General features: G+C 40.0%; 37 protein-coding genes. 6 read left to right on the top strand and 31 right to left on the bottom strand.

What is annotated here, in order from left to right; all coding sequences use genetic code 11:
- Position 1: 1 nt before the first annotated feature.
- Entirely contained in the window at positions 2-712 is a 711-nt protein-coding gene (locus AB1Y31_01325) for an ABC transporter ATP-binding protein (GenBank protein MEW4981804.1), read from the top strand.
- 1 nt (position 713) lies between these two features.
- Entirely contained in the window at positions 714-1982 is a 1269-nt protein-coding gene (glp, locus tag AB1Y31_01320) for a gephyrin-like molybdotransferase Glp (GenBank protein ID MEW4981803.1), read from the top strand.
- 48 nt (positions 1983-2030) lie between these two features.
- On the opposite strand, the gene AB1Y31_01315 is transcribed toward glp, so the two are convergent.
- The gene (locus AB1Y31_01315; GenBank protein MEW4981802.1) at positions 2031-2825 is read right to left on the bottom strand and encodes a thermonuclease family protein; all 795 of its coding nucleotides are present in this window, start codon (positions 2823-2825) and stop codon (positions 2031-2033) included.
- Between the two features lie 91 nt (positions 2826-2916).
- Here AB1Y31_01315 and gshA point away from each other — a divergent pair, with 91 nt between their 5' ends.
- A complete protein-coding gene (gene gshA / locus AB1Y31_01310; GenBank protein ID MEW4981801.1) occupies positions 2917-4488 on the top strand; it encodes a glutamate--cysteine ligase in 1572 nt (523 codons plus the stop codon).
- A gap of 134 nt (positions 4489-4622) precedes the next feature.
- Complete coding sequence (locus AB1Y31_01305; GenBank protein ID MEW4981800.1) at positions 4623-5339, top strand: phosphoadenylyl-sulfate reductase; 717 nt, start codon at positions 4623-4625, stop codon at positions 5337-5339.
- Between the two features lie 3 nt (positions 5340-5342).
- On the opposite strand, the gene cysB is transcribed toward AB1Y31_01305, so the two are convergent.
- On the bottom strand, positions 5343-6317 hold the full coding sequence (cysB, locus tag AB1Y31_01300) for an HTH-type transcriptional regulator CysB (protein MEW4981799.1): 975 nt from the start codon (positions 6315-6317) through the stop codon (positions 5343-5345).
- A 102-nt stretch (positions 6318-6419) separates the two neighbouring features.
- Here cysB and AB1Y31_01295 point away from each other — a divergent pair, with 102 nt between their 5' ends.
- Together AB1Y31_01295 and fdxA are read left to right on the top strand one after the other, a co-directional pair.
- Positions 6420-7181: a sulfite exporter TauE/SafE family protein gene (locus AB1Y31_01295; GenBank protein ID MEW4981798.1), complete on the top strand. Its 762-nt coding sequence runs from the start codon at positions 6420-6422 to the stop codon at positions 7179-7181.
- Between the two features lie 88 nt (positions 7182-7269).
- Positions 7270-7593, top strand: a complete 324-nt coding sequence (gene fdxA / locus AB1Y31_01290; GenBank protein MEW4981797.1) for a ferredoxin FdxA — start codon at positions 7270-7272, stop codon at positions 7591-7593.
- Positions 7594-7678: 85 nt separating this feature from the next.
- Here the strand turns inward: fdxA and rplQ are convergent, their stop codons facing one another.
- The 29 genes from rplQ to tuf form a co-directional block, all read right to left on the bottom strand.
- Entirely contained in the window at positions 7679-8068 is a 390-nt protein-coding gene (gene rplQ, locus AB1Y31_01285) for a 50S ribosomal protein L17 (protein ID MEW4981796.1), read from the bottom strand.
- 15 nt (positions 8069-8083) lie between these two features.
- A complete protein-coding gene (gene rpoA / locus AB1Y31_01280; GenBank protein ID MEW4981795.1) occupies positions 8084-9088 on the bottom strand; it encodes a DNA-directed RNA polymerase subunit alpha in 1005 nt (334 codons plus the stop codon).
- Between the two features lie 19 nt (positions 9089-9107).
- The gene (gene rpsD, locus AB1Y31_01275) at positions 9108-9734 is read right to left on the bottom strand and encodes a 30S ribosomal protein S4 (protein ID MEW4981794.1); all 627 of its coding nucleotides are present in this window, start codon (positions 9732-9734) and stop codon (positions 9108-9110) included.
- A gap of 13 nt (positions 9735-9747) precedes the next feature.
- The gene (gene rpsK / locus AB1Y31_01270) at positions 9748-10134 is read right to left on the bottom strand and encodes a 30S ribosomal protein S11 (GenBank protein MEW4981793.1); all 387 of its coding nucleotides are present in this window, start codon (positions 10132-10134) and stop codon (positions 9748-9750) included.
- Positions 10135-10159: 25 nt separating this feature from the next.
- Positions 10160-10516: a 30S ribosomal protein S13 gene (rpsM, locus tag AB1Y31_01265; GenBank protein MEW4981792.1), complete on the bottom strand. Its 357-nt coding sequence runs from the start codon at positions 10514-10516 to the stop codon at positions 10160-10162.
- A gap of 76 nt (positions 10517-10592) precedes the next feature.
- Positions 10593-10706, bottom strand: coding sequence for a 50S ribosomal protein L36 (gene rpmJ, locus AB1Y31_01260; protein MEW4981791.1), 114 nt, complete (start codon positions 10704-10706; stop codon positions 10593-10595).
- Positions 10707-10731: 25 nt separating this feature from the next.
- The gene (gene secY / locus AB1Y31_01255) at positions 10732-12066 is read right to left on the bottom strand and encodes a preprotein translocase subunit SecY (GenBank protein ID MEW4981790.1); all 1335 of its coding nucleotides are present in this window, start codon (positions 12064-12066) and stop codon (positions 10732-10734) included.
- Positions 12067-12069: 3 nt separating this feature from the next.
- Complete coding sequence (gene rplO / locus AB1Y31_01250; GenBank protein MEW4981789.1) at positions 12070-12501, bottom strand: 50S ribosomal protein L15; 432 nt, start codon at positions 12499-12501, stop codon at positions 12070-12072.
- A gap of 3 nt (positions 12502-12504) precedes the next feature.
- Entirely contained in the window at positions 12505-12690 is a 186-nt protein-coding gene (gene rpmD, locus AB1Y31_01245) for a 50S ribosomal protein L30 (GenBank protein ID MEW4981788.1), read from the bottom strand.
- 5 nt (positions 12691-12695) lie between these two features.
- Entirely contained in the window at positions 12696-13205 is a 510-nt protein-coding gene (gene rpsE, locus AB1Y31_01240; GenBank protein ID MEW4981787.1) for a 30S ribosomal protein S5, read from the bottom strand.
- Between the two features lie 8 nt (positions 13206-13213).
- Entirely contained in the window at positions 13214-13567 is a 354-nt protein-coding gene (gene rplR / locus AB1Y31_01235) for a 50S ribosomal protein L18 (protein ID MEW4981786.1), read from the bottom strand.
- Positions 13568-13575: 8 nt separating this feature from the next.
- Positions 13576-14109 carry a 50S ribosomal protein L6 gene (gene rplF / locus AB1Y31_01230; GenBank protein ID MEW4981785.1) on the bottom strand — a complete coding sequence of 178 codons (534 nt, stop codon included), beginning with the start codon at positions 14107-14109 and terminating at the stop codon, positions 13576-13578.
- 13 nt (positions 14110-14122) lie between these two features.
- The gene (gene rpsH / locus AB1Y31_01225; GenBank protein MEW4981784.1) at positions 14123-14521 is read right to left on the bottom strand and encodes a 30S ribosomal protein S8; all 399 of its coding nucleotides are present in this window, start codon (positions 14519-14521) and stop codon (positions 14123-14125) included.
- A 15-nt stretch (positions 14522-14536) separates the two neighbouring features.
- Positions 14537-14842 (bottom strand): 30S ribosomal protein S14, encoded by a 306-nt coding sequence (gene rpsN / locus AB1Y31_01220; protein MEW4981783.1) that lies wholly within the window; start codon positions 14840-14842, stop codon positions 14537-14539.
- A gap of 3 nt (positions 14843-14845) precedes the next feature.
- A complete protein-coding gene (gene rplE, locus AB1Y31_01215; GenBank protein ID MEW4981782.1) occupies positions 14846-15391 on the bottom strand; it encodes a 50S ribosomal protein L5 in 546 nt (181 codons plus the stop codon).
- A gap of 17 nt (positions 15392-15408) precedes the next feature.
- Positions 15409-15726, bottom strand: a complete 318-nt coding sequence (gene rplX, locus AB1Y31_01210; GenBank protein ID MEW4981781.1) for a 50S ribosomal protein L24 — start codon at positions 15724-15726, stop codon at positions 15409-15411.
- A gap of 15 nt (positions 15727-15741) precedes the next feature.
- On the bottom strand, positions 15742-16110 hold the full coding sequence (gene rplN, locus AB1Y31_01205) for a 50S ribosomal protein L14 (GenBank protein ID MEW4981780.1): 369 nt from the start codon (positions 16108-16110) through the stop codon (positions 15742-15744).
- A gap of 18 nt (positions 16111-16128) precedes the next feature.
- Entirely contained in the window at positions 16129-16389 is a 261-nt protein-coding gene (gene rpsQ / locus AB1Y31_01200; protein MEW4981779.1) for a 30S ribosomal protein S17, read from the bottom strand.
- A complete protein-coding gene (gene rpmC / locus AB1Y31_01195; GenBank protein MEW4981778.1) occupies positions 16386-16583 on the bottom strand; it encodes a 50S ribosomal protein L29 in 198 nt (65 codons plus the stop codon). Before rpmC ends, rpsQ begins: the two co-directional genes overlap by 4 nt.
- Positions 16583-16996, bottom strand: a complete 414-nt coding sequence (rplP, locus tag AB1Y31_01190; protein ID MEW4981777.1) for a 50S ribosomal protein L16 — start codon at positions 16994-16996, stop codon at positions 16583-16585. Before rplP ends, rpmC begins: the two co-directional genes overlap by 1 nt.
- A gap of 9 nt (positions 16997-17005) precedes the next feature.
- The gene (gene rpsC / locus AB1Y31_01185; GenBank protein MEW4981776.1) at positions 17006-17683 is read right to left on the bottom strand and encodes a 30S ribosomal protein S3; all 678 of its coding nucleotides are present in this window, start codon (positions 17681-17683) and stop codon (positions 17006-17008) included.
- A gap of 13 nt (positions 17684-17696) precedes the next feature.
- Positions 17697-18032, bottom strand: a complete 336-nt coding sequence (gene rplV / locus AB1Y31_01180; protein MEW4981775.1) for a 50S ribosomal protein L22 — start codon at positions 18030-18032, stop codon at positions 17697-17699.
- Positions 18033-18046: 14 nt separating this feature from the next.
- The gene (rpsS, locus tag AB1Y31_01175; protein ID MEW4981774.1) at positions 18047-18319 is read right to left on the bottom strand and encodes a 30S ribosomal protein S19; all 273 of its coding nucleotides are present in this window, start codon (positions 18317-18319) and stop codon (positions 18047-18049) included.
- A gap of 9 nt (positions 18320-18328) precedes the next feature.
- Positions 18329-19156, bottom strand: coding sequence for a 50S ribosomal protein L2 (gene rplB, locus AB1Y31_01170; GenBank protein MEW4981773.1), 828 nt, complete (start codon positions 19154-19156; stop codon positions 18329-18331).
- Positions 19157-19175: 19 nt separating this feature from the next.
- Positions 19176-19469 carry a 50S ribosomal protein L23 gene (gene rplW, locus AB1Y31_01165; protein ID MEW4981772.1) on the bottom strand — a complete coding sequence of 98 codons (294 nt, stop codon included), beginning with the start codon at positions 19467-19469 and terminating at the stop codon, positions 19176-19178.
- Entirely contained in the window at positions 19466-20065 is a 600-nt protein-coding gene (gene rplD, locus AB1Y31_01160; GenBank protein MEW4981771.1) for a 50S ribosomal protein L4, read from the bottom strand. The genes rplW and rplD overlap by 4 nt, the downstream gene beginning before the upstream one ends.
- 8 nt (positions 20066-20073) lie before the next feature.
- Positions 20074-20712, bottom strand: a complete 639-nt coding sequence (gene rplC / locus AB1Y31_01155) for a 50S ribosomal protein L3 (protein MEW4981770.1) — start codon at positions 20710-20712, stop codon at positions 20074-20076.
- Positions 20713-20745: 33 nt separating this feature from the next.
- Complete coding sequence (gene rpsJ, locus AB1Y31_01150; protein MEW4981769.1) at positions 20746-21057, bottom strand: 30S ribosomal protein S10; 312 nt, start codon at positions 21055-21057, stop codon at positions 20746-20748.
- Between the two features lie 5 nt (positions 21058-21062).
- A complete protein-coding gene (gene tuf / locus AB1Y31_01145) occupies positions 21063-22253 on the bottom strand; it encodes an elongation factor Tu (protein ID MEW4981768.1) in 1191 nt (396 codons plus the stop codon).
- Positions 22254-22264: the final 11 nt, after the last annotated feature.

Here is a 22264-nt window from a genome sequence, read left to right as displayed (position 1 = left end):
CATGAGCAACTTAATCGACTATAAGAACATCACGATTACTTTGTCAGGAAAATCGATTCTAGACATCGACCACCTAACCGTGCAGGCCCATCAATGCACCTTGCTAACAGGTAAAAATGGCTCGGGCAAAACCACCTTATTCAAGATTATGAGCGGCCTATTAAAGCCGAAATCTACCCACATTCATTACCAGGGTTTGGATATGTCTTGGCAACAAGCTAAACCCTATATCCAAAAAGATATTATTTATTTACATCAACAACCCTATTTGTTTGATGCCAGTGTCGCCGATAACATTGCTTACGGCTTATACCGGTCGGGTGAAAACAAAGCGAACGCTCACCAAAAAGTGATGCAAGCCTTAGATTGGGCCGACCTATCGCACCTTGCCCACCGTCCAGCAAAAAAATTATCGGGCGGTGAAAAGCAACGCGTTGCGCTCACTCGCGCGCGTATTTTATCGCCGCGGCTCTTATTACTTGACGAGCCAACCGCTAGCATGGATACCGATGCAAAACAGCAAACTAGCCTCTTATTACAACGACTCAAAGCCGAAGGCATTACGATTATGATCAGCAGTCACGAAACACATACTGTGGAGCATATTGCCGACCGCCACTTGCACATTGAAAATGGCCAAATCAACGTCATTAAACGCCCTACTCATTCAGATAAAGTGACCATATTAAATCCAGCAAAGAACAACTCATAAGATGACCACCTTAAACGTACAAAACAGTTGCGACGATGAAAATGAGCAAGGCACATTAACGGTCGAAAACGCCCTACACCATATGTTAAGCGCCGTATCAGAACGAACCGGCGGTGAACAGGTTCACTTAACAACTGCCGTTGATAGAGTTCTCGACAAATCCATCGTTTCACCCATCAACGTCCCTTCGCATCGTAATGCAGCGGTTGATGGATATGCCATGATGCAAGCAGACCTACCGGCGAGCGGCGAAATAGCTAGGCTGAGCATTGTTGGCCGCGTCGTTGCTGGCCACCCCCATAAAGGCGATTTACAAGCAGGCGATTGTATTCAGATAATGACCGGTGCCCAAATGCCCGACTTGGCCGATACGGTCATTATGCAAGAACACGTGGAAGTTCACGGCAACAAAATTCATATCGATGCTCGTCATAATGCCGGTCAAAACGTTCGGCAAGCAGGTGAAGATATCCAAAGCGGTCAAACAATTTTACAAGCCGGCACCAAATTAACGCCACCGCAAATTGGCTTAATAGCATCACTGGGTATCGCAGAATTTCAGGTGAAAACACCCTTAGTCGTCGCCGTCTTTTCAACCGGCGATGAAGTGCTGAGTATTGGTGATGCGCCACGCGAAGGTTGTATCTACGACAGTAATCGCTACAGCATCATGTCGGCATTAAAGAAAATAGGTTGCAGCGTTTTAGACATGGGGGTCATCGCTGATGAGCCTGATAAATTACGCAACGCATTTGAGCTGGCATCAAAAAGCGCCGATGTCATTTTTACCTCTGGTGGGGTCTCGGTTGGTGAAGCTGATTACACCAAACAAGTGCTGTCAGAGGCCGGCTCAATTAACTTTTGGAAAGTTGCGATGAAACCGGGACGGCCCATCGCCTTTGGCAACATTGGCGACGCAATATTCTTTGGTTTACCCGGCAACCCGGTTGCCGTCATGGTCACCTTTTATCAGTTTGCTTTGCCGTGCTTACAAAAAATGATGGGGCTAACAACACCTTTGATAGCGCCAATGATTAAGGCTAAGTGTACTCAGTCGATTCGTAAAATTTCAGGTCGCACAGAATTTCAACGCGGCATTTTATCAAAAGGGATTGACGACGAATGGCAAGTTAGCACAACTGGCCAACAGGGCTCGGGAATTTTAAAATCCATGAGTGACGCCAACGCCTTTATCATTCTCGAACACGAACGATCATCCATCAAAGAAGGTGAATGGGTGCAAGTACAACCCTTTTCCGCACTCTTCTGATACCGCCAACTCACGCAGTTACTTTGATTCAAGCTTGACTAGCCTGCTTTAAGGTTTTATCAATAATTGACTTGAATGAATGGCGCTGATTGACCAATTCTTTCCCCTCTTTCTTGGCCAGCCCCGAATTTCAACCCGCCGCCCTTTATAACGGGCAAGTTCAGGAAAATACCGCTTATTAGCCACACTAATCCAAACATATGTTGTTGTATTCAGCCACAGTTTACTGCCTTTCTTTGAGTGCGATACTTTCTGAACTCGCGCATAAAACCGCCCCCATGTTGTTAGTTTCTTATCTGCAATAAGCTCCACTTTCTTAGCCTGATAAGCCTCTAGCGCCCAAAGCCCTAGCCGACTTTCTTCAGCTTGATGTTGAGCGAACTGGAGACTCTTTGCGTATTTAAGGTTTGGCGGGTGAAGACTTAAGGTAGCCACACCACGACGAACCAGCGCTAAATTAATATTTAGCCCATCTTCTAAAAAGATATATGCCAGCGTTCGCCCATAATGGTCTTCTCTTTCAATATCTCGCTCTATATAAACCTTTTTATGTAGAACTAGTGTCTTTAAGTACTCTTTTGCAGTCACTGCTCCGGCTTCACTTGGCTTACCGCGATAACCTATTTCCGGCGTATTAATACCCAAGAAACGAACTTTCTGTCCACCCAATAAAACGACGGTATCACCATCAATAACGCTAACAACTTTAATTAATTTTTTAGCATATGCATTGGAGTTATGCCCAAAAGCCAACAATAAAAACATCAGGAGCAAGAATCCATTTACGTGAGTTCGATCACTCTGCCTTACTATTATTTGTTTTTTAACCTGATCAATTAACATGTTGCGCCATTCGTTAGCCTATAATTAACGCCGCTATAGTGGTATCCATAGCCATTATTTTTTACGCTTAATCATAACAGGTAGGTTTACGTTGTACTCGCGCATACGAAACAGGCTCAAAAACTTCATAAATAACCAACAAAGCAGCGTACTGTGCGGTGGTTTAAAAGGTATTGAAAAGGAAAGTTTACGCGTAAACCCTCAAGGAAAAATTTCTCAAACACCCCACCCTAAAGGGCTTGGTTCGGCACTAACAAACCCCTACATCACCACCGATTACTCAGAAGCATTACTTGAGTTTATTACACCGCCTTTTAGTAAGGCAGCTGAAACATTAAATTTCATGGAAGCCGTGCATTCTTATACCTATCAACATTTGGGTGATGAAATGCTTTGGGGAACGAGCATGCCGTGCCTTGTTGACGGCGACATGAGTATCCCAATCGCGAATTACGGTGATTCAAATATCGGAAAGATGAAACACGTATATCGCATTGGCTTATGGCACCGCTATGGCAGAAGTATGCAAGCGATTGCTGGTATACATTTTAATTATTCCTTACCGGAAAAATTTTGGCCAATTTATCAGTCAATTGAACAAGATACACAGACTGAACAAGATTTCATTTCTCAATCCTACATGGATATGACCCGCAACCTACACCGTTATGGCTGGTTGGTTTTATACCTGTTTGGAGCATCACCTGCAATTTGTAAATCATTCGTTAAAGGGCAGAGCCACTTATTTGAGGAATTTGACCAAGGAACGCTCTATAAGCCCTACTGCACGTCTTTAAGAATGAGCGATATTGGCTATAAGAACGACAGTCAATCCGACATCAATATTTCATATAACAGCCTTGATGATTATCTCAGCCGATTAGTGGCCGCAACACAAACACCTACCGCTGACTATGAAAAATTAGGCATCAAAGATAATGCTGGGCAACACCAACAGCTTAACGCCAATATTTTACAAATTGAAAACGAGTATTACAGCAACGTACGACCAAAACAGCTGACTAAATCAGGTGAACGCCCTAGTGAAGCATTAAAAAAACGAGGCGTTCGTTATGTTGAATTACGCTCAGTTGACTTAAACCCTTTTGACCCTGCCGGCATCAGTGAACAACAACTGTGCTTTTTAGAAGCCTTTATGATTTTCTGTTTATTAACAGACAGCCCGTCACTATCAGCTGAGGATAAAGCCTGCGTTGATAAAAATCTAACACTGGTCGCATCAGAAGGACGTAAAGATGGTTTATTACTGCGTCGTCAAGGAGAGTCTGCTAGTTTGAAAACTTGGGGCTTAGAGATCTGCCAAGAAATGCTAGATCTCTGCAATATTCTTGATGCAGACGATACATCGAAACCCTACACAGCATCCCTTAATGCGCAAATAGCCAAATTAAATAATGTAGAACTCACCCCATCTGCAATGGTTTTAAAATCCATGAAGGAACAGAACCTGCCCTTCTTCAAGTTCGCTATGCAGCAAGCAAATAAGCATCATGAACTCTTTAACAAAAGAAACTTAGCGGATGAACAACAGCGGTGTTTTGAACAAGCTAGCCAACAATCAATCAAAGAACAACGCCTTATAGAAGAAAGCGACACGATAGACTTTGATCAGTTCCTACAACACTACTTCTCTCAAACCTAACAATTACCGAGTAATTAACACATCCACTTTACTACTGCTGAGCACCATTACTTCTATTGATATCTCAATTTAGAATTTTTGAAATATACGATGTTTGTTACACTTAATCCAACAAAAATACTGTAATCAATGGCATGAACATTCAAACACTGCAAGATCAACTCGATAATAAACAACCCCGAGAGATTCTTAAGACAATTTACGCTAGTAATAACAACCTAGCTATTTCATTCAGTGGCGCCGAAGATGTCGTACTAATAGATATGGCGTGTAAACTTGGGCTAGAGCCAAGTGTCTTCACCTTAGATACAGGGCGCCTACACCCAGAAACATACCAGTTCATTCAAACTGTGATGGATCATTACAAGATTCAAATAACCGTACTATCGCCAAACCAAGTTAGCTTAGAAAAGATGACCGCAGAGAAAGGTTTATTTAGCTTTTATCAAGACGGCCATAAGGAATGTTGTGGCATTAGAAAGGTAGAACCTCTAAAGCGGCATCTAACGACTTTATCCGGTTGGATTACAGGGCAACGCCGAGATCAAAGTAAGGCTACTCGTGATAGCCTCCCTATTGTAGAAATAGATTCTGCGTTTGAAGGCATAGAAGGTGAACTACTAAAGTTTAACCCCTTGTGTCACTGGAGTTCTGAAGAGGTATGGTCGTATATCCGTGCACTTGAAGTACCATTTAACCCATTACACAACAAGGGATTTATTAGCATTGGTTGCGAGCCATGCACGCGCCCAACTCTGCCCCACCAAGATCCCAGAGAAGGTCGCTGGTGGTGGGAAGAAGCCGATAGTAAAGAATGCGGCCTACATTCTAGTTTAACAAAACCAAGTTAATGACTAGTAATGCGGCAAGCTAACGTCATCAAATAACGCATTAATCGCCGTTTGCTCTTTTAGTTGCATTGCCGTATTAATGACATCTTGTGTTAAATGAGGCGCAAATAAACGAATAAATTCATACATATAGCCCCTTAAAAAGGTATCTTTACGGATACCTATCTTGGTCACGCTTTTACCAAATAAGTGGCTCGCATCAAGGGCTACCAAATCTTCATCCAATTTCTCGTCATATGCCATACGAGCAACAATTCCCACACCCAATCCAAGCCGCACATAGGTTTTAATCACATCAGCATCAACGGCTGTTAACGCGACATTTGGGCTAAGGTTTTCAGCCTTAAATGCATCATCAAGTTTAGAGCGGCCGGTAAAACCAAATACATAAGTAATTAAAGGGTGCTGGGCAACCTCCCGTAGAGATAAACGATTAATTTTTGTGAGTTCATGCCCTTTTGGCACCAAAATACAACGATCCCACGAATAACAAGGAAGCATAATCAAGTTATCAAAAAGCTCGATAGCCTCTGTCGCAATAGCTAAATCAACTTTACCTTGTGACACCATTTCTGATATCTGCACAGGCGTGCCCTGTTGAATATCTAAACTAACTTCAGGCATGTCCTGCATAAAAGATTTTATGATCGATGGCAAAGCATAACGGGCTTGCGTATGCGTTGTAGCAATCGATAATAAACCTTTGCTTTCATCACGATATTCTTTAGCAATATTCTTTATATTTTCCACTTGCATCAGCATTTCACCAGCAATAGAAATAATTTTTTTACCTGCCGGCGTCATATCCGTCAGATGTTTGCCATTACGAGTGAAAATAGGTATTCCTAATTCGTCTTCCAAAATACGAATTTGTTTACTTATTCCGGGTTGAGATGTATAAATCGATTCGGCTGTTGCAGAAACATTTAAGTTGTTTTTTGATACTTCCCAAATATAGCGTAATTGCTGTAATTTCATAGTTTCTTATCTTATCTGGTTATAAATATAGAAATATATATTCCTTTTTATTATAAGACGATTGGATTATATTTCAAGCTTATATTCTTATACGGTTTTAATTTGGACTTTCTATACATATTCGCAGGCGCCGCAGTCGGCTTTGTTATTGGCTTAACAGGGGTTGGTGGCGGTTCACTTATGACACCATTACTAGTGCTTGGGTTCAATGTACAACCGGCCATTGCGGTTGGTACTGACTTATTATATGCCGCAATTACCAAAGCAAGTGGAGTTTGGTCACACCAAAGACTCAAAAACATAAATTGGTCTATTGTTAAAAACCTTTGTTTAGGGAGTTTACCGGGCTCTATAGCCTGCATATACATTATTCAATATTTTGAATTATCTGGTGAAGCGTTTGAACATATTATCTCTATAACGCTTGGCTTTATGTTGATACTGACATCCATTGTCATCATCTTTAAAGATACGATAAACAAATACTTCAAAAAACCAGTTAATTACAGCCCAAGCCCCCTTGTAATCATTTGCTTAGGTTTGGTTCTGGGCGTTCTGGTCACCCTATCTTCTGTCGGCGCAGGCGCTATAGGCGGCGCGATACTCTTGTTATTGTACCCTGGCCTACGTACCAGAACTATCATTGGAACTGACATCGCCCATGCCGTTCCATTAACCGCTGTTGCTGGCTTAGGACATTTGCAACTAGGTAATATTGATTTTAATTTACTTTTAAGCCTACTTGTTGGCTCATTACCTGCGATCTATATAGGTGCAATCGTAGGCGAGAAACTTCCCGAGAAGACATTGAAATATATAGTAGCCAGTATTTTACTTATAATTGGTATTAAGTTCGCCATTTAACAATCAAACTTCAAATGCAATAAAGCATTAAATCCCTCCCAAGATTGAATATAATATCAACAGTAACTAAATCAACAAGGAATACAAAATGACATTTGTCGTAACCGAAGCATGCATAAAATGTAAATACACTGATTGTGTAGACGTCTGCCCAGTGGATTGCTTTCATGAAGGGCCAAACTTTCTAGTCATCGATCCAGATGAATGCATTGATTGCACACTGTGTGAACCAGAATGCCCTGTAGAAGCCATTTATTCAGAAGATGAACTTCCAGAAGGACAAGAAGAGTTTATTAAGATAAATGCTGACTTATCATTAGAGTGGCCAGTAATAACCGATGTTAAAGATGCACCAGAAGATGCCGATGACTGGGCAGACAAGGAAAATAAGCTCGACCACCTTGAAAGATAAAACTTAATCATTGAACATAAAAAAACCGGGTTAAACCCGGTTTTTTTATTTAAGCTTGTAAATGCAATTAAGCTTGTAAATGCAATTAAGCTTCAGAACTCTGCTCACTATCCACAGAATCACGATCAACTAATTCAACAAAAGCCATTGGCGCAGCATCACCTGTTCTGAAACCGCATTTTAAAATCCGTAGGTAGCCACCAGGACGATCTTTATAACGTGGTGCAAGATCATTGAATAGTTTCGTTACGCTATCACGGTCTCTTAAACGAGCGAATATCAAACGACGCTTAGCAACTGAGTCAGTCTTCGAAGCCGTTATAAGAGGCTCAATAAAACGACGTAGTTCCTTTGCTTTAGGTAATGTTGTACGAATGACTTCGTGATCAATTAATGAATTAGCCATATTTTTGAACATGGCCTTACGGTGACTGCTGTTACGATTAAGCTGTCTGCCTGATTTACGATGACGCATAGTTAAATCCTTAAATTAAATTGAAGATACAGCTCTGTCACTAGTAATTAAACTAGATGGCGGCCAATTTTCAAGACGAATACCTAAAGACATACCTTTTGAAGCCAATACATCTTTAATTTCAGTTAGTGATTTCTTACCTAAGTTAGGTGCTTTAAGCAACTCAACTTCAGTACGTTGAATCAAGTCACCAATATAAAATATTTGCTCAGCTTTTAGACAATTTGCAGAACGTACTGTCAACTCAAGGTCATCAACTGGGCGTAAAAGAATTGGATCAAACTCAGGTTCTTTTGGAAGCTCAGGTTCATCAACGATATCTTTTAAATCAACAAAGACAGCAATATGATGATGAAGGATAGTAGCCGCAGCTCTAATCGTTTCTTCAGGATCAATCGTTCCGTTGGTCTCAAGTTCAATAATTAACTTATCTAAGTTTGTACGTTGCTCAACACGGGCTGTATCAACATTGTATGAGATTCTTTTAATAGGACTAAAAGAAGCATCCAGCAATAATGTACCAACCGGTAGGTCTTCATCTTCTTGTTTGCGAGAAGCGGCTGTTTGATAGCCAGATCCACGCTCTACTTTGATAGACATTGATAATTTGCCCTTAGCAGTCAAATTAGCAATAACCAATTCAGGATTGATAATTTCAACATCATGATCAATTTGTATATCAGCAGCCGTTACCTGGCCTTCACCTGATTGCTCGATGGTAAGGTAAGCTTCATCTTTAGCGTTCAAAATGACAGCTAAATTCTTTAAATTTAGAATAATGTCAATAACATCTTCTTGTACACCATCAATTGTTGAGTATTCGTGCAATACACCATCAATCTTAATTTCTGTAACGGCACAACCAGAAATTGATGACAACAACACACGCCTTAAGGCATTACCAAGTGTATGGCCGTAGCCACGCTCCATAGGTTCAATAGTGACTTTTGAACAAGTAGGAGAAATTGACTGAACTCCTGTAACTTTAGGTTGTAGAAACCCTGAAAGTAGATTTTGCATTATATTTCCTCTTTAAAGATTACTTAGAGTACAGCTCAACAACAAGATGTTCGTTGATTTCAGCAGGCAAGTCAGATCTTTCTGGCTTAGTCTTAAATGTACCTTGCATCTTTTTAATATCAAGTTCGATCCACTCAGGGATTCCACGTTGCTCAACAAATTCTAGAGCTGATTTGATACGATTTTGGTTTTTTGCACTTTCTTTCACTTCAATCACATCGTCTGAATTAACTTGAAATGAAGGAATATTTACACGAACACCGTTAACTACGATTCCGTTATGTCTAACAAGTTGTCTTGCCTCAGATCTAGAAGAAGAGAAACCCATACGGTAGACAACGTTATCTAAACGACATTCTAAAAGTTGTAATAAGTTTTCACCTGTTGAACCTTTAATACGTGCAGCTTCAGCATAATAACCACGGAATTGCTTTTCAAGAACACCATAAGTACGGCGTAACTTTTGCTTTTCACGTAGTTGCAAAGCATAGTCTGAAAGACGTGTACGACGTTGTCCATGCTGCCCAGGTGGATATGCTCTTTTTTCAATAGCACACTTAGCTGTGTAGCATTTTTCGCCTTTTAGATAAAGCTTTTCGCCTTCACGACGACATAAACGACATTTTGAATCAGTATATTTAGCCATAATAATTTCCTAGTTATACACGTCGTTTTTTAGGTGGACGACAACCATTGTGTGGAATAGGTGTCACATCTTCGATAAAAGTAATGTTAAAACCAATGTTGTTAAGCGCACGAACCGCAGACTCACGACCAGGTCCTGGACCTTTAATTTTCACTTCAAGGTTTTTCATGCCAAATTCTTTGACTACTTCACCAGCACGTTCAGCAGCTACTTGAGCGGCAAAAGGTGTGCTTTTACGTGAACCCCTGAATCCAGATCCACCGGCAGTAGCCCATGCAAGAGTATTACCTTTACGGTCTGTGATAGTCACGATTGTATTATTAAATGTAGCGTGAACATGCACTATGCCATCGACTACACTCTTTTTTACTTTCTTTTTACTACGACTTGGTTTAGCCATACTTAAAATATCCTTTAATTAAATCTTATTTTCTAATTGGTTTACGAGGACCTTTACGTGTTCTAGCGTTTGTTTTAGTACGCTGCCCACGAACAGGTAAGCTTCTACGGTGACGAATCCCACGGAAGCAACCCAGATCTAATAATCGTTTAATATTCATTGATACTTCACGACGCAGGTCGCCTTCAATTAAATATTTACCAACTTCTGTACGCAGAAGTTCTAATTGATCTTCTGAAAGTTCTCTTACTTTTGTTGCTGCATCAATTCCAGCTGCAACACATATAGCTTTCGATCTTGTAAGACCGATTCCATAAATAGAAGTCAGTGAAATAACAATGTGCTTATTATCAGGTATATTAATACCAGCAATACGTGCCATTAATTCTCTCCGTTATTTTAGCCAGTAGAAAACCGGCAATTTTAATCTTTATTGTGAATAACTACAAGCTAAACTATTAGCCTTGACGTTGTTTATGCCGTCCGTCTTTACAAATAATACGTACAACTCTATTACGTCTAACGACTTTACAGTTACGACATATTTTTTTAACTGATGCTCTTACTTTCATAATTAACTCCTACTAGAACCCTAATCTATTTGTTTTTAAGGTTTGCTTTTTTCATTAAACCATCATATTGCTGCGACATTAAATGTGACTGCATCTGTGCAATAAAGTCCATGACCACAACAACAATAATCAATAAGGAAGTGCCACCGAAGTAAAAGGGGACATTCCAATAAACAATCAAAAACTCTGGCAACAGGCACACTGCAGTAATGTACATAGCGCCTAATAAAGTCAATTTCGTTATAACTGCGTCAATATATTTAGTCGTTTGCTCACCTGGTCTTATACCTGGAATAAATGCACCTGATTTCTTTAAATTATCAGACGTATCTCTTGAATTAAAGACTAACGCAGTATAGAAAAAACAAAAGAAGATAATGGCAGCCGCATATAACATCACATAGATTGGCTGCCCTGGTGACAACATACTAGATATATCTTGCAGCCACCCCATTCCTTCACTATTTCCAAACCAACCGGCTATGGTTGATGGGAATAAAATAATACTAGAAGCAAAAATGGGAGGAATAACACCTGCCATATTAAGCTTAAGTGGTAAAAAGCTAGATTGACCCGCCATCATTTTATTACCTTGCTGACGTTTTGCATAATTGATTGAAATGCGCCGTTGGGCACGCTCAACAAAAATAACAAACGCTGTCACAGCTATCGCAACAAGGAACAGCATGATCACCATAAAGGCATTCATTTCGCCTGTTCTAACGAGTTCTAGTGTTCCACCAATTGCACTTGGTAGCCCTGCAACAATGCCACCAAAGATAATAATTGAAATACCATTCCCAATTCCTCTCTCAGTAACCTGCTCGCCAAGCCACATCAAGAACAATGTACCACTAACTAGAGTAACCACTGCGGTAAACATAAACGCCATGCCTGGATTAAATACTACAGGTAAACCGCCGGCTGACTGCCCTTGTATCGCTGTTGCCACACCAAAGGCCTGAAAAGTAGCTAGTACCACAGTAAAATACCGCGTGTACTGAGTTATTTTCCTTTTTCCTGATTCACCTTCTTTTTTAAGTTGTTCGAACTTTGGAACAACAGATGTCATCAACTGAATGATAATTGAAGCAGAAATGTAAGGCATAATGCCTAAAGCAAAAATACTCAACCTTTTTAAAGCACCACCAGAGAACATGTTAAACATGTCTAAAATTGTACCCGCCTGTTGCTCAAACATAAGCGACAGTGCTTTTGGATCAATCCCAGGAACAGGAACATGCGCTCCAATTCGAAAAACGAATAAAGCACCTAATACGAAAAATAGTCTTTGACGTAATTCAGGCATATTACTGAGACCGCCACCTTTTTGGGTAGCTAAGGATCCTCTCGCAGACATAGCTTAAGCTAAGCTTCCGCCAGCTGCTTCAATTGCTTTAGCAGCTCCGGCTGTAGCAGCAATACCTTTAAGCTTCACGGCAGATTTAATTTCACCAGAAAGAATAACCTTAACTCGTTTTGTAAAAACAGGAACGATATCCGCAGCAATAAGGGTTTCTACAGTAATAACATCATCCTTAAGATTTAACAACTCGTTAAGCCTTACTTCAGAAGTCAGTTTCTTTTTTGCTGAAGTAAAACCAACTTTAGGAAGTCTGCGCTGAATTGGCATTTGACCACCTTCAAAACCAACTTTACTATAGCCGCCTGAACGTGATTTTTGACCTTTATGTCCACGTCCACAAGTTTTACCAAAACCAGACCCAATGCCTCTACCAACTCGTTTAGCAGACTTTTTGCTGCCCGCAGCAGGCTTAATTGTATTTAATAACATTATTTAAACCTCTTCTACTTGAAGCATGTAGTGAACTTTATTGATCATACCTCTATTTTCTGGTGTATCAATAACTTCAACTGTTTGATGAATTTTACGTAAACCTAGACCAGCAACACATGCTTTATGAGATGCTAAGCGGCCATTTTTGCTACGAATCATAGTTACTTTTATTTTTTTATCACTCATTATAATTACCCGATGATATCTGCTACTGATTTGCCACGTTTCATTGCAACTAATTCAGCATTGGTCATATCTGACAAGCCTTTAATAGTTGCCCGAACAACATTAGCAGGGTTGTTACTACCAACACATTTTGCTAGAACGTCATGAACCCCTACAACTTCAAAAACAGCTCGCATTGCACCACCAGCAATAATACCAGTACCTTCAGAGGCTGGTTTCATAAACACTTCAGCAGCACCATATTTTGATGTAATTGGGTATTGAAGCGTATTGCCACTCAGATTAACAGTGGTCATATTCTTGCGTGCTTGCTCCATCGCCTTTTGAATAGCAACAGGAACCTCACGTGCTTTACTAATCCCAAAGCCGACACGGCCTTTACCGTCACCTACTACGGCAAGCGCAGAGAATCTAAATTGACGACCACCTTTAACAACTTTTGAAATTCTTCTTACTGTAATTAATTTTTCTTGTAAGTCGTCTTGTTGATTATTTTGTCCAGGTATTGATGCCATAATTGCCTCTAAAATTCCAATCCGTTTTCACGTGCAGCTTCCGCAAGAGCTTTGACACGACCATGATATTTAAAGCCAGAGCGATCAAAAGCAACTTGAGTTATCCCTGCTTCAACAGCACGCTCAGCAATAATCTTACCAACAACGCTGGCCGCTTCAATATTGCCACAGTTCTTTACCGATGATTTAATATCAGCTAACAAAGTCGATGCGCTAACAATAACTTTGGAGCCATCGCCACTTGTAACTTGTGCGTAAATATGACGAGGAGAGCGGTGAACGCTTAAACGCATTTTACCACTTTCTTTTATTCGAGATCTTGTTTTAGTTGCTCTACGCAAACGTGAACTTTTCTTATCCATTATCCTGCCTATTTCTTCTTAGCTTCTTTCATAACTACATGCTCACCAACGTATCTAATTCCTTTACCTTTATACGGCTCAGGTGATCGATAAGCCCGAATGTTAGCTGCTACTTGACCAACTAATTGTTTATCACAACCTTTAACGGTTATCTCAGTTTGAGATGGCGCCTCAATGGTTATGCCATCGGGAATTTTATATTCAACTGGATGAGAAAAACCTAAGGTTAAATTTAATACTTTACCTTTAACTTGTGTTCTATAACCAACACCGCGTAACTCCAATTTCTTTTCGAAACCTGTCGTCACACCAACAACCATATTATTAACGAGGGAACGTTGAGTACCTGTTAATGCGATTGAGCCTTTTACAGTATTGTTAGTTTTAAAGGAAATAACATTGTCATTCACTTCAATATCTACACAATTAAATAGCTTGCAATTTAGCTCACCATTTTTACCTTTTACCGTTAATTGACCATCAGAGTTCTTAAACTCAACACCTGTAGGCAATTCAATCGGACTATTTGCAATTCTTGACATAATAAACCCTAATTTAACTAACGTAACAAAGGACTTCACCACCATGACCTTCAGCACGTGCCGCACGGTCGGTCAATAAGCCTTTTGACGTTGAAATAATAGCTACACCTAAGCCACCTTTAACTTTAGGAAGCTCGTTTTTAGATTTATAGATGCGCAACCCTGGTTTACTAACACGATCTATTGATTCGATTACCGGCTTTCCCTGGAAATATTTTAATGTTATTTCTAGTTCAGGTTTGGTTTCTGAATCTTCAATTTTGCTAGAACCAGCAACAAAGCCTTCTTGCTCTAAAATATTCGCTAAGGCTAATTTTTTAGTTGAAAACGGCATTCTTACACTTGTTTTTTCAGCAGACTGCGCATTACGAATGCGAGTTAACATATCTGCAATAGGATCACTCATGCTCATATAAATATTCCTCTTTTACCAGCTAGCTTTAGACAAACCAGGCACGTCACCGCGCATAGTTGCTTCGCGTAATTTATTACGTCCAAGGCCAAATTTTCTGTAATAACCGTGTGGACGACCCGTGATATTGCATCGGTTACGTACACGTGATGGGCTAGAATCTCTAGGCAATGAAACTAATTTAGCTTGCGCTTCTGACACTTGATCAAAAGTTGACTTTGGATTTCTAATAATTTCTTTAAGCTCTGTTCTTTTTGCAGCATATTTAGCGACTAAACGAATACGTTTATTCTCTCTAGCTATCATTGATTTCTTAGCCATTTTCTAACCTTGTTTTTTAATAGGGAAATTGAAAGCCTTCAATAAAGCACGGCCTTCTTCATCATTTCTAGCAGTCGTCGTAATTGCAATATCTAAACCACGAAGCGTATCAATTTTATCGTAATCAATTTCAGGGAAGATAATTTGCTCAGTAACACCTAAAGAGTAATTACCACGTCCGTCAAATGACTTGTCACTCAAACCACGGAAGTCCCGAATTCTTGGAATAGCAATCGAGATTAAACGCTGTAAGAAATCATACATGCGATCATTTCTTAGCGTTACCTTACAACCAATTGGCATATCATCACGGATTTTAAAGCCGGCGATAGATTTTTTTGATATTGTAATGACTGGTTTCTGACTGGAAATCTTTTCGAGATCTCCAACTGCGTTCTGAATAACCTTCTTATCCGCAACTGCTTCACCAACACCCATATTAAGAGTGATTTTGGTGATTTTAGGAACTTCCATCACAGACTTAAGATTAAGCTCCTTGAATAAAGCCGGAACCATTTCTTTTTTATAACGTTCTTCTAAAATTGACATAACTTTTCTCTATTCGCTTAAGCGTCAAGCACTTCATTGGTTGATTTGAAGAATCGGACTTTCTTTCCGTCTTCAAGCACTCTAAAGCCTATTCTGTCCGCTTTTTTAGTCTGAGTATTAAATATTGCCACGTTTGAAATATTGATTGGCATTTGCTTTTCAACAATACCACCCTCAATACCCTTATTCGGATTAGGTTTTTGGTGTTTTTTAACAGAATTGATTCCCTCTACTAAAACTTTATCAGCAGAAACAACAGATAAAATAAGACCTCTTTTACCCTTATCCTTTCCGGTTAAAACAATAACCTCATCACCTTTTTTAATTTTATTCATAATTAACTTAAACCATTAAATGACTTCAGGAGCCAATGAGATAATTTTCATAAATTTCTCATTTCTTAACTCACGAGTAACAGGGCCAAAAATACGCGTACCAATCGGCTGCAAGTTTGCGTTTAAAAGTACCGCAGCATTACCATCAAAACGGATAGCTGAGCCATCAGGGCGTCGAATTGCTTTTCTAGTTCTTACAACCACAGCATTTACAACGTCACCTTTTTTGACTTTACCCCGAGGAATAGCATCTTTAATACTGACCTTGATAATGTCACCAATCTTTGCATAGCGCTTATGAGAACCACCCAGCACCTTAATACACATAACATTACGTGCGCCGCTGTTATCGGCTACATCAAGCCTTGTCTGCATTTGAATCATTACTTACTCCAACTAACTCTATTTTGTTTTTTCGATGATTTCGTGAAGTTTCCATGTTTTTGACTTTGAAATCGGTCGACATGAAACTAAAGAAACGATATCACCTTCTGAACACTCATTACTTTCGTCATGAGCGTTATATTTGGTCGTACGTTTAATCACTTTGCCATACAAAGGATGCTTTACTTGACGTGTAACTGCTACAGTAATAGATTTATTGCCTTTATTACTGGTCACAACACCAGAAATGGTTCTTAGAGTTTGCTCTTCTACACTCATTTAGATTCACCTGTTTGATCGTTCAAGATGGTTTTAATACGCGCGATATCACCACGCACTACACCAAATTGATGTACTTGGTTCAATTGACCCGTAGCACTTTGCATACGTAAATTAAACTGCTCTTTTCTTAACTCAAGAAGTAATTCATTTAACTCTTGAGCTGTTTTTTCTCTTAATTCAGATGCTTTCATTACATTATGGTCCGTTCAGCAAATTTTGTTTTGAAAGGTAGCTTTGCAGCAGCTAATTTAAAAGCTTCAACAGCTATCTCTTTAGATACACCTTGCAACTCAAACAACATAGTGCCAGGTTTAATTTGAGCAACCCAGAATTCTACACTACCTTTACCCTTACCCATACGTACTTCTAATGGTTTCTTTGTAATCGGCTTATCTGGAAACACTCGAATCCAAACTTTACCACCACGTTTAATATGACGTGTAATTGTGCGTCGACCAGCTTCAATTTGACGAGCAGTCATTCTTCCACGCTCAATGGACTTTAAACCGAACTCACCAAAACTTACACTGCTGCCACGATGAGCTAGTCCAGTGTTTCTGTTTTTATGAGCTTTTCTAAATTTTGTTCTTTTTGGTTGTAACATCGTAGATACCTATTCTCCAGCCGCTTCCTTAGAACCCACAATAGGAAGAGCATTTTTTTCTTCAAAGACTTCGCCTTTGAATATCCAAACCTTAATTCCTAAAATACCATAAGTCGTTAAAGCTTCAGTAAAGCCATAATCGATATCAGCACGAAGAGTATGCAAAGGAACACGACCTTCTCTGTACCATTCGTTTCTAGCGATATCCGCACCATTTAAACGACCACTAACTTTAATCTTAATGCCTTCAGCACCTAAACGCATCGTATTAGTAACAGCACGCTTCATAGCACGTCTGAACATGATTCTACGCTCTAATTGCTGAGCAACACTTTCTGCTACTAACAACGCATCAAGTTCGGGCTTGCGAATTTCTTCAACATTGATCTGAACCGGCACACCCATTATTTTGCTAACTTCAGCACGTAACGAATCAACGTCACCACCTTTTTTACCAATAACAATCCCTGGTCTAGCAGTATGAATTGTAATCTGTGCATTTCCGGCAGGGCGGTTAATTTGAATCTTGCTAACAGAAGCTGACATTAATTTCTTTTTCAGGAAATCTCTAGCAATTAAGTCTTGTCTCAACATCTCAGGATAAGCCTGAGTACTTGCGTACCAACGCGAATTCCAGTCTTTAACGATTCCGAGACGTATACCAGTAGGATGTACTTTTTGACCCATATCTATTTACTCTTTATTTAGTATCACTAACTTCAACAGTTAGATGGCAGTTTCTTTTAAGGATTTTATTGCCACGGCCTTTAGCACGCGCTTTAAAACGTTTATATGTTGGCGCCTCGTCAACAAATACTGTTGACACGTATAACGCATCAACGTCTGCACCTTCATTATGCTCGGCATTTGCAATCGCTGAGTTGAGTAGTTTCTTAAAACTATCTGCCGCTTTACGGGTACTAAAACCCAAAAGATCTAATGCAGCCTCAACATTCATACCTCTTATCTGATTCGCAACAAGACGACCTTTTTGAGCAGAAAAATTTGCGTTTTTTAATTTAGCTTTAACTTCCATCACTACACCAGTTGTTATCTTGATTTCTTGTCAACGATATGACCACGATAAGTACGCGTTAACGCGAACTCACCCAATTTATGTCCGACCATATTTTCAGTAATCAATACTGGCATATGCTGTCTTCCATTATGGATAGCAATCGTTAACCCAACCATTGTTGGCGAAATCATTGAACGTCTAGACCAAGTTTTAATTGGTCGGCGATTGTTACTTTCTATGGCTGCTTCAACTTTCTTCAGCAAATGAAGATCAGCGAAAGGGCCTTTTTTAATGGATCTTGGCACAATATATCCTTAACGTTTTGTTCTGTTTCTTACGATTAACTTATCAGTGCGTTTGTTCTTACGCGTCTTATAACCCTTTGTTGGCATACCCCAAGGCGACACTGGGTGGCGACCACCTGATGTACGACCTTCACCACCACCATGCGGGTGATCTACTGGGTTCATAGCAACACCACGAACGGTTGGCCTAACACCTCTCCAACGTTTCGCGCCGGCTTTCCCAAGAGAAATAAGGCTATGCTCTGAATTACCCACTTCACCAATAACAGCACGACACTCAGATAACACTTTACGCATCTCACCAGAGCGCAATCTTAGCGTTACATGATCACCGTCACGAGCAACGATTTGAACTACTGTTCCAGCGCTACGAGCGATTTGAGCACCCTTGCTTGGCTTTAATTCAACACAATGGACTTGCGTACCAACGGGAATATTCCTCATTGGTAAACAGTTACCTATTGTAATTGGGGCTACTTCAGAAGAAACTATTTCATCACCAACTTTCAAATCCTTTGGTGCAATAATGTATCGTCTTTCGCCATCATTATATAGTATTAGAGCGATATTGGCAGTTCTATTTGGGTCATATTGCAGACTTTCTACTTTGCCCGGCACATCATACTTATTTCTTTTGAAATCAATAATTCTATAATGTTGTTTATGACCCCCACCACGGTGCCTAGTCGTAATTCGACCATTATTATTTCTACCACCCGATTTAGTCTTCTTCGCTAAAAGGGGAGCATGAGGTGCTGACTTACTTAGCTCAGTATTTCTGACTCTAACGACGAAGCGTGAGCCAGGTGAAGTTGGTTTAGATTTTACAATTGCCATAAGATTATTTATCTTCCAATTAAGCAGAAATGAACTCTATTTCTTGCCCTGATTTAATACGAACATACGCTTTTTTAACATCTGATCTTTTACCAAAACCTTTACCAAAGCGTTTGACTTTACCTTTTACATTCAATGTTTTTACAGATTCAACATTGACGTCAAATAGTTTTTCAACAGCTGCTTTGATTTCAGTTTTATTTGCGCTGTTATTTACTTTAAATACATACTGATTACTTTTGTCAGCTGCAATTGAGCTTTTTTCAGTAACGACAGGTGCAGTAATTAATTGCAATAAAAATTCTTGGTTCATTTCAAACGCTCCTCTATTAGCGAAACCGCATCAGCAGTCATGCAAATTTTTTCATAAGCCAAGAGTGAAACTGGATCAATTTCATAAGCTGTGCAAACATCCACCTTATGAATGTTTCTACTGGCAAGCTGAAGATTTACATCTTCCGCAGCTAAAACAAACAACGTACTCGTTAACCCTTGCTCAGCTAGCATTGCATTCAATAATTTAGTTTTTGGCTCTTCAATTGACAAACCATCAACAATAACTAATCTTTCTTGACGAATTAGTTCAGACAAAATAGATCTCATGCCTACGGCATACATCTTTTTGTTGAGCTTTTTACTGTGATCTTGTGGTTTAGCAGCAAATGTTACACCACCGGTACGCCAAATTGGACTTCTAATTGTTCCAGCACGAGCACGGCCGGTTCCTTTTTGTTTCCAAGGTTTGACTCCACCACCACTAACTTCAGAACGAGTTTTCTGAGCACGTGTACCAGATCTAGCATTTGCCATATATGTGACAACAAGCTGATGAATTATTCCTTCGTTGTAATCCTGACCAAAAACGGCCTCAGAAACATCTTTACCTACGACAGGCGTTTGAGTATTCATATTTATGCCTATTTATTTGATTTGATAGCAGGTGTAATCACGATATCGCCGTTCTTTGAACCTGGAATCGCACCTTTAATTAGCACGACAGATTTCTCAGCATCAATTCGCACTATTTCTAAGTTTTGGGTCGTCACTCTTTCATTACCCATGTGACCGGCCATTTTCTTACCTTTAATGACTCGACCAGGTGTTTGGCACTGACCAATTGAACCAGGCGCACGATGAGAAAGAGAGTTACCGTGAGTGGCATCTTGCATTTGGAAGTTATACCTTTTAATAACACCTGCAAAACCTTTACCGATGCTTTGTCCACGCACATCAATTTTTTGACCAGCTTCAAATATGTCCAATGGCAGATCAGAACCTACCTCAAGGTCAGAATCGTTATCAAGCCTAAACTCCCACAATCCTCTTCCAGCTTCAACACCTGCTTTTGTAAATTGACCTGCTTCAGCCTTATTTACACGAGAGTTTTTAACGTCACCTGTAGTTACCTGCACAGCAGAATAACCATCGGATTCTTGACTTAATACACGTGTAATACGATTCGGCAAAATTTGCACAACAGAAACAGGAATTGAAACACCTTCTTCTGTAAACAATCTTGTCATACCGCACTTACGGCCAACTAAACCTAAAGACATGATTTATCCTTTATTTTGTATTTTACAGCTGAATTAATTCAGCTTAATTTGAACGTCAACACCAGCCGATAAATCAAGTTTCATCAGCGCATCAACCGTTTTATCTGTTGGTTCAACAATATCCATCATACGTTTGTGCGTACGAAGTTCATATTGATCCCTTGCATCTTTATTAACATGCGGAGAAATCAGAACAGTAAAGCGTTCTTTTTTTGTAGGCAATGGAATAGGACCCATTACTTGAGCACCTGTCCTTTTTGCAGTTTCGACAATTTCTCGTGCAGCGTGATCTATTAAACGATGATCAAAGCCTTTTAAACGTATTCTTATAGATTGTTTTGACATTTTAATTACTCAATTATTTTAGCAACAACACCGGCACCAACTGTACGGCCACCTTCACGAATAGCAAAGCGTAATCCTTCTTCCATCGCAATCGGGTTGATTAGTTTTACTGTCATTTGCACGTTATCACCTGGCATAACCATTTCTACGCCTTCTGGTAAGTCACATGCACCTGTTACGTCGGTTGTTCTGAAGTAGAACTGTGGACGGTAACCGTTGAAGAATGGTGTATGACGACCACCTTCATCTTTACCCAATACATATACTTCAGCTTCGAAGTGTGTATGCGGGTTGATTGATCCTGGCTTTGCCAATACTTGGCCACGCTCTACGTCTTCACGTTTTGTGCCACGTAGTAGGATACCTACGTTATCGCCTGCTTCACCTTGGTCAAGCAATTTACGGAACATTTCAACACCTGTACAAGTTGTTGTTACTGTGTCTTTAATTCCAACGATTTCAATTTCTTCACCAACGTTGATCACACCGCGTTCGATACGACCCGTAACAACTGTGCCACGACCTGAGATTGAGAACACGTCTTCTACTGGCATAATGAAGTCGCCATCAATTGCACGTTCTGGTAACGGGATGTATGTGTCTAATGCTTCTACTAATTTAAGCACTGAAGGTACGCCGATTTCTGATGTATCGCCTTCTAGGGCTTTAAGAGCAGAACCGGTGATAACTGGTGTGTCGTCACCTGGGAATTCATACATGTCTAATAGTTCACGTATTTCCATTTCTACTAATTCTAGTAGCTCATCATCATCAACCATATCGGCTTTGTTCATGAACACGACGATATAAGGAACACCAACTTGGCGTGATAACAGGATATGCTCACGTGTTTGTGGCATTGGACCATCAGCAGCTGAACAAACTAGAATAGCGCCGTCCATTTGAGCAGCACCGGTAATCATGTTTTTAACGTAATCGGCGTGACCTGGGCAATCTACGTGTGCGTAGTGACGGTTTGCTGACTCATATTCAACATGCGATGTTGCGATGGTAATACCACGCTCACGCTCTTCTGGTGCGTTATCAATCTCGTCAAAGGCTTTAACTTCTCCACCCATGGCTTCTGCCATGACTTTCGTTAACGCTGCTGTTAAAGTTGTTTTACCGTGATCAACGTGTCCAATCGTGCCGACGTTGACATGGGGCTTATTTCTTTCAAATTTTTCTTTAGACATTACTCAATACC

This window comes from Cycloclasticus sp. (assembly GCA_040743155.1).
In the GTDB taxonomy this organism is placed as follows: Bacteria; Pseudomonadota; Gammaproteobacteria; order Methylococcales; family Cycloclasticaceae; genus Cycloclasticus.
Note: the sequence above shows the minus strand (reverse complement) of the source record. Positions and strands in the feature narration are given on the sequence as shown.

What these genes read in the sequence shown, in the direction of transcription:
- rplX (MEW4981781.1), bottom strand. Translation starts at nt 15,726, where the DNA reads ATGAATAAAATTAAAAAAGGTGATGAGGTTATTGTTTTAACCGGAAAG.
- rplF (MEW4981785.1), bottom strand. Translation starts at nt 14,109, where the DNA reads ATGTCAAGAATTGCAAATAGTCCGATTGAATTGCCTACAGGTGTTGAG.
- AB1Y31_01325 (MEW4981804.1), top strand. Translation starts at nt 2, where the DNA reads ATGAGCAACTTAATCGACTATAAGAACATCACGATTACTTTGTCAGGA.
- AB1Y31_01315 (MEW4981802.1), bottom strand. Translation starts at nt 2,825, where the DNA reads ATGTTAATTGATCAGGTTAAAAAACAAATAATAGTAAGGCAGAGTGAT.
- fdxA (MEW4981797.1), top strand. Translation starts at nt 7,270, where the DNA reads ATGACATTTGTCGTAACCGAAGCATGCATAAAATGTAAATACACTGAT.
- rpsM (MEW4981792.1), bottom strand. Translation starts at nt 10,516, where the DNA reads ATGGCACGTATTGCTGGTATTAATATACCTGATAATAAGCACATTGTT.
- rpsD (MEW4981794.1), bottom strand. Translation starts at nt 9,734, where the DNA reads ATGGCTAAATATACTGATTCAAAATGTCGTTTATGTCGTCGTGAAGGC.
- rplQ (MEW4981796.1), bottom strand. Translation starts at nt 8,068, where the DNA reads ATGCGTCATCGTAAATCAGGCAGACAGCTTAATCGTAACAGCAGTCAC.
- glp (MEW4981803.1), top strand. Translation starts at nt 714, where the DNA reads ATGACCACCTTAAACGTACAAAACAGTTGCGACGATGAAAATGAGCAA.
- rplO (MEW4981789.1), bottom strand. Translation starts at nt 12,501, where the DNA reads ATGTTATTAAATACAATTAAGCCTGCTGCGGGCAGCAAAAAGTCTGCT.
- rplB (MEW4981773.1), bottom strand. Translation starts at nt 19,156, where the DNA reads ATGGCAATTGTAAAATCTAAACCAACTTCACCTGGCTCACGCTTCGTC.
- rplR (MEW4981786.1), bottom strand. Translation starts at nt 13,567, where the DNA reads ATGGATAAGAAAAGTTCACGTTTGCGTAGAGCAACTAAAACAAGATCT.
- tuf (MEW4981768.1), bottom strand. Translation starts at nt 22,253, where the DNA reads ATGTCTAAAGAAAAATTTGAAAGAAATAAGCCCCATGTCAACGTCGGC.
- rpoA (MEW4981795.1), bottom strand. Translation starts at nt 9,088, where the DNA reads ATGCAAAATCTACTTTCAGGGTTTCTACAACCTAAAGTTACAGGAGTT.
- rplN (MEW4981780.1), bottom strand. Translation starts at nt 16,110, where the DNA reads ATGATTCAAATGCAGACAAGGCTTGATGTAGCCGATAACAGCGGCGCA.
- rpsH (MEW4981784.1), bottom strand. Translation starts at nt 14,521, where the DNA reads ATGAGCATGAGTGATCCTATTGCAGATATGTTAACTCGCATTCGTAAT.
- rpmJ (MEW4981791.1), bottom strand. Translation starts at nt 10,706, where the DNA reads ATGAAAGTAAGAGCATCAGTTAAAAAAATATGTCGTAACTGTAAAGTC.
- rpsJ (MEW4981769.1), bottom strand. Translation starts at nt 21,057, where the DNA reads ATGTCAAAACAATCTATAAGAATACGTTTAAAAGGCTTTGATCATCGT.
- rpsQ (MEW4981779.1), bottom strand. Translation starts at nt 16,389, where the DNA reads ATGAGTGTAGAAGAGCAAACTCTAAGAACCATTTCTGGTGTTGTGACC.
- rpmD (MEW4981788.1), bottom strand. Translation starts at nt 12,690, where the DNA reads ATGAGTGATAAAAAAATAAAAGTAACTATGATTCGTAGCAAAAATGGC.
- rplP (MEW4981777.1), bottom strand. Translation starts at nt 16,996, where the DNA reads ATGTTACAACCAAAAAGAACAAAATTTAGAAAAGCTCATAAAAACAGA.
- rpsN (MEW4981783.1), bottom strand. Translation starts at nt 14,842, where the DNA reads ATGGCTAAGAAATCAATGATAGCTAGAGAGAATAAACGTATTCGTTTA.
- rplE (MEW4981782.1), bottom strand. Translation starts at nt 15,391, where the DNA reads ATGTCAATTTTAGAAGAACGTTATAAAAAAGAAATGGTTCCGGCTTTA.
- rpsK (MEW4981793.1), bottom strand. Translation starts at nt 10,134, where the DNA reads ATGGCTAAACCAAGTCGTAGTAAAAAGAAAGTAAAAAAGAGTGTAGTC.
- rplC (MEW4981770.1), bottom strand. Translation starts at nt 20,712, where the DNA reads ATGTCTTTAGGTTTAGTTGGCCGTAAGTGCGGTATGACAAGATTGTTT.
- secY (MEW4981790.1), bottom strand. Translation starts at nt 12,066, where the DNA reads ATGTCTGCGAGAGGATCCTTAGCTACCCAAAAAGGTGGCGGTCTCAGT.
- AB1Y31_01305 (MEW4981800.1), top strand. Translation starts at nt 4,623, where the DNA reads ATGAACATTCAAACACTGCAAGATCAACTCGATAATAAACAACCCCGA.
- rplV (MEW4981775.1), bottom strand. Translation starts at nt 18,032, where the DNA reads ATGGAAGTTAAAGCTAAATTAAAAAACGCAAATTTTTCTGCTCAAAAA.
- rpmC (MEW4981778.1), bottom strand. Translation starts at nt 16,583, where the DNA reads ATGAAAGCATCTGAATTAAGAGAAAAAACAGCTCAAGAGTTAAATGAA.
- rplW (MEW4981772.1), bottom strand. Translation starts at nt 19,469, where the DNA reads ATGAACCAAGAATTTTTATTGCAATTAATTACTGCACCTGTCGTTACT.
- rplD (MEW4981771.1), bottom strand. Translation starts at nt 20,065, where the DNA reads ATGAATACTCAAACGCCTGTCGTAGGTAAAGATGTTTCTGAGGCCGTT.
- rpsC (MEW4981776.1), bottom strand. Translation starts at nt 17,683, where the DNA reads ATGGGTCAAAAAGTACATCCTACTGGTATACGTCTCGGAATCGTTAAA.
- rpsE (MEW4981787.1), bottom strand. Translation starts at nt 13,205, where the DNA reads ATGGCATCAATACCTGGACAAAATAATCAACAAGACGACTTACAAGAA.
- cysB (MEW4981799.1), bottom strand. Translation starts at nt 6,317, where the DNA reads ATGAAATTACAGCAATTACGCTATATTTGGGAAGTATCAAAAAACAAC.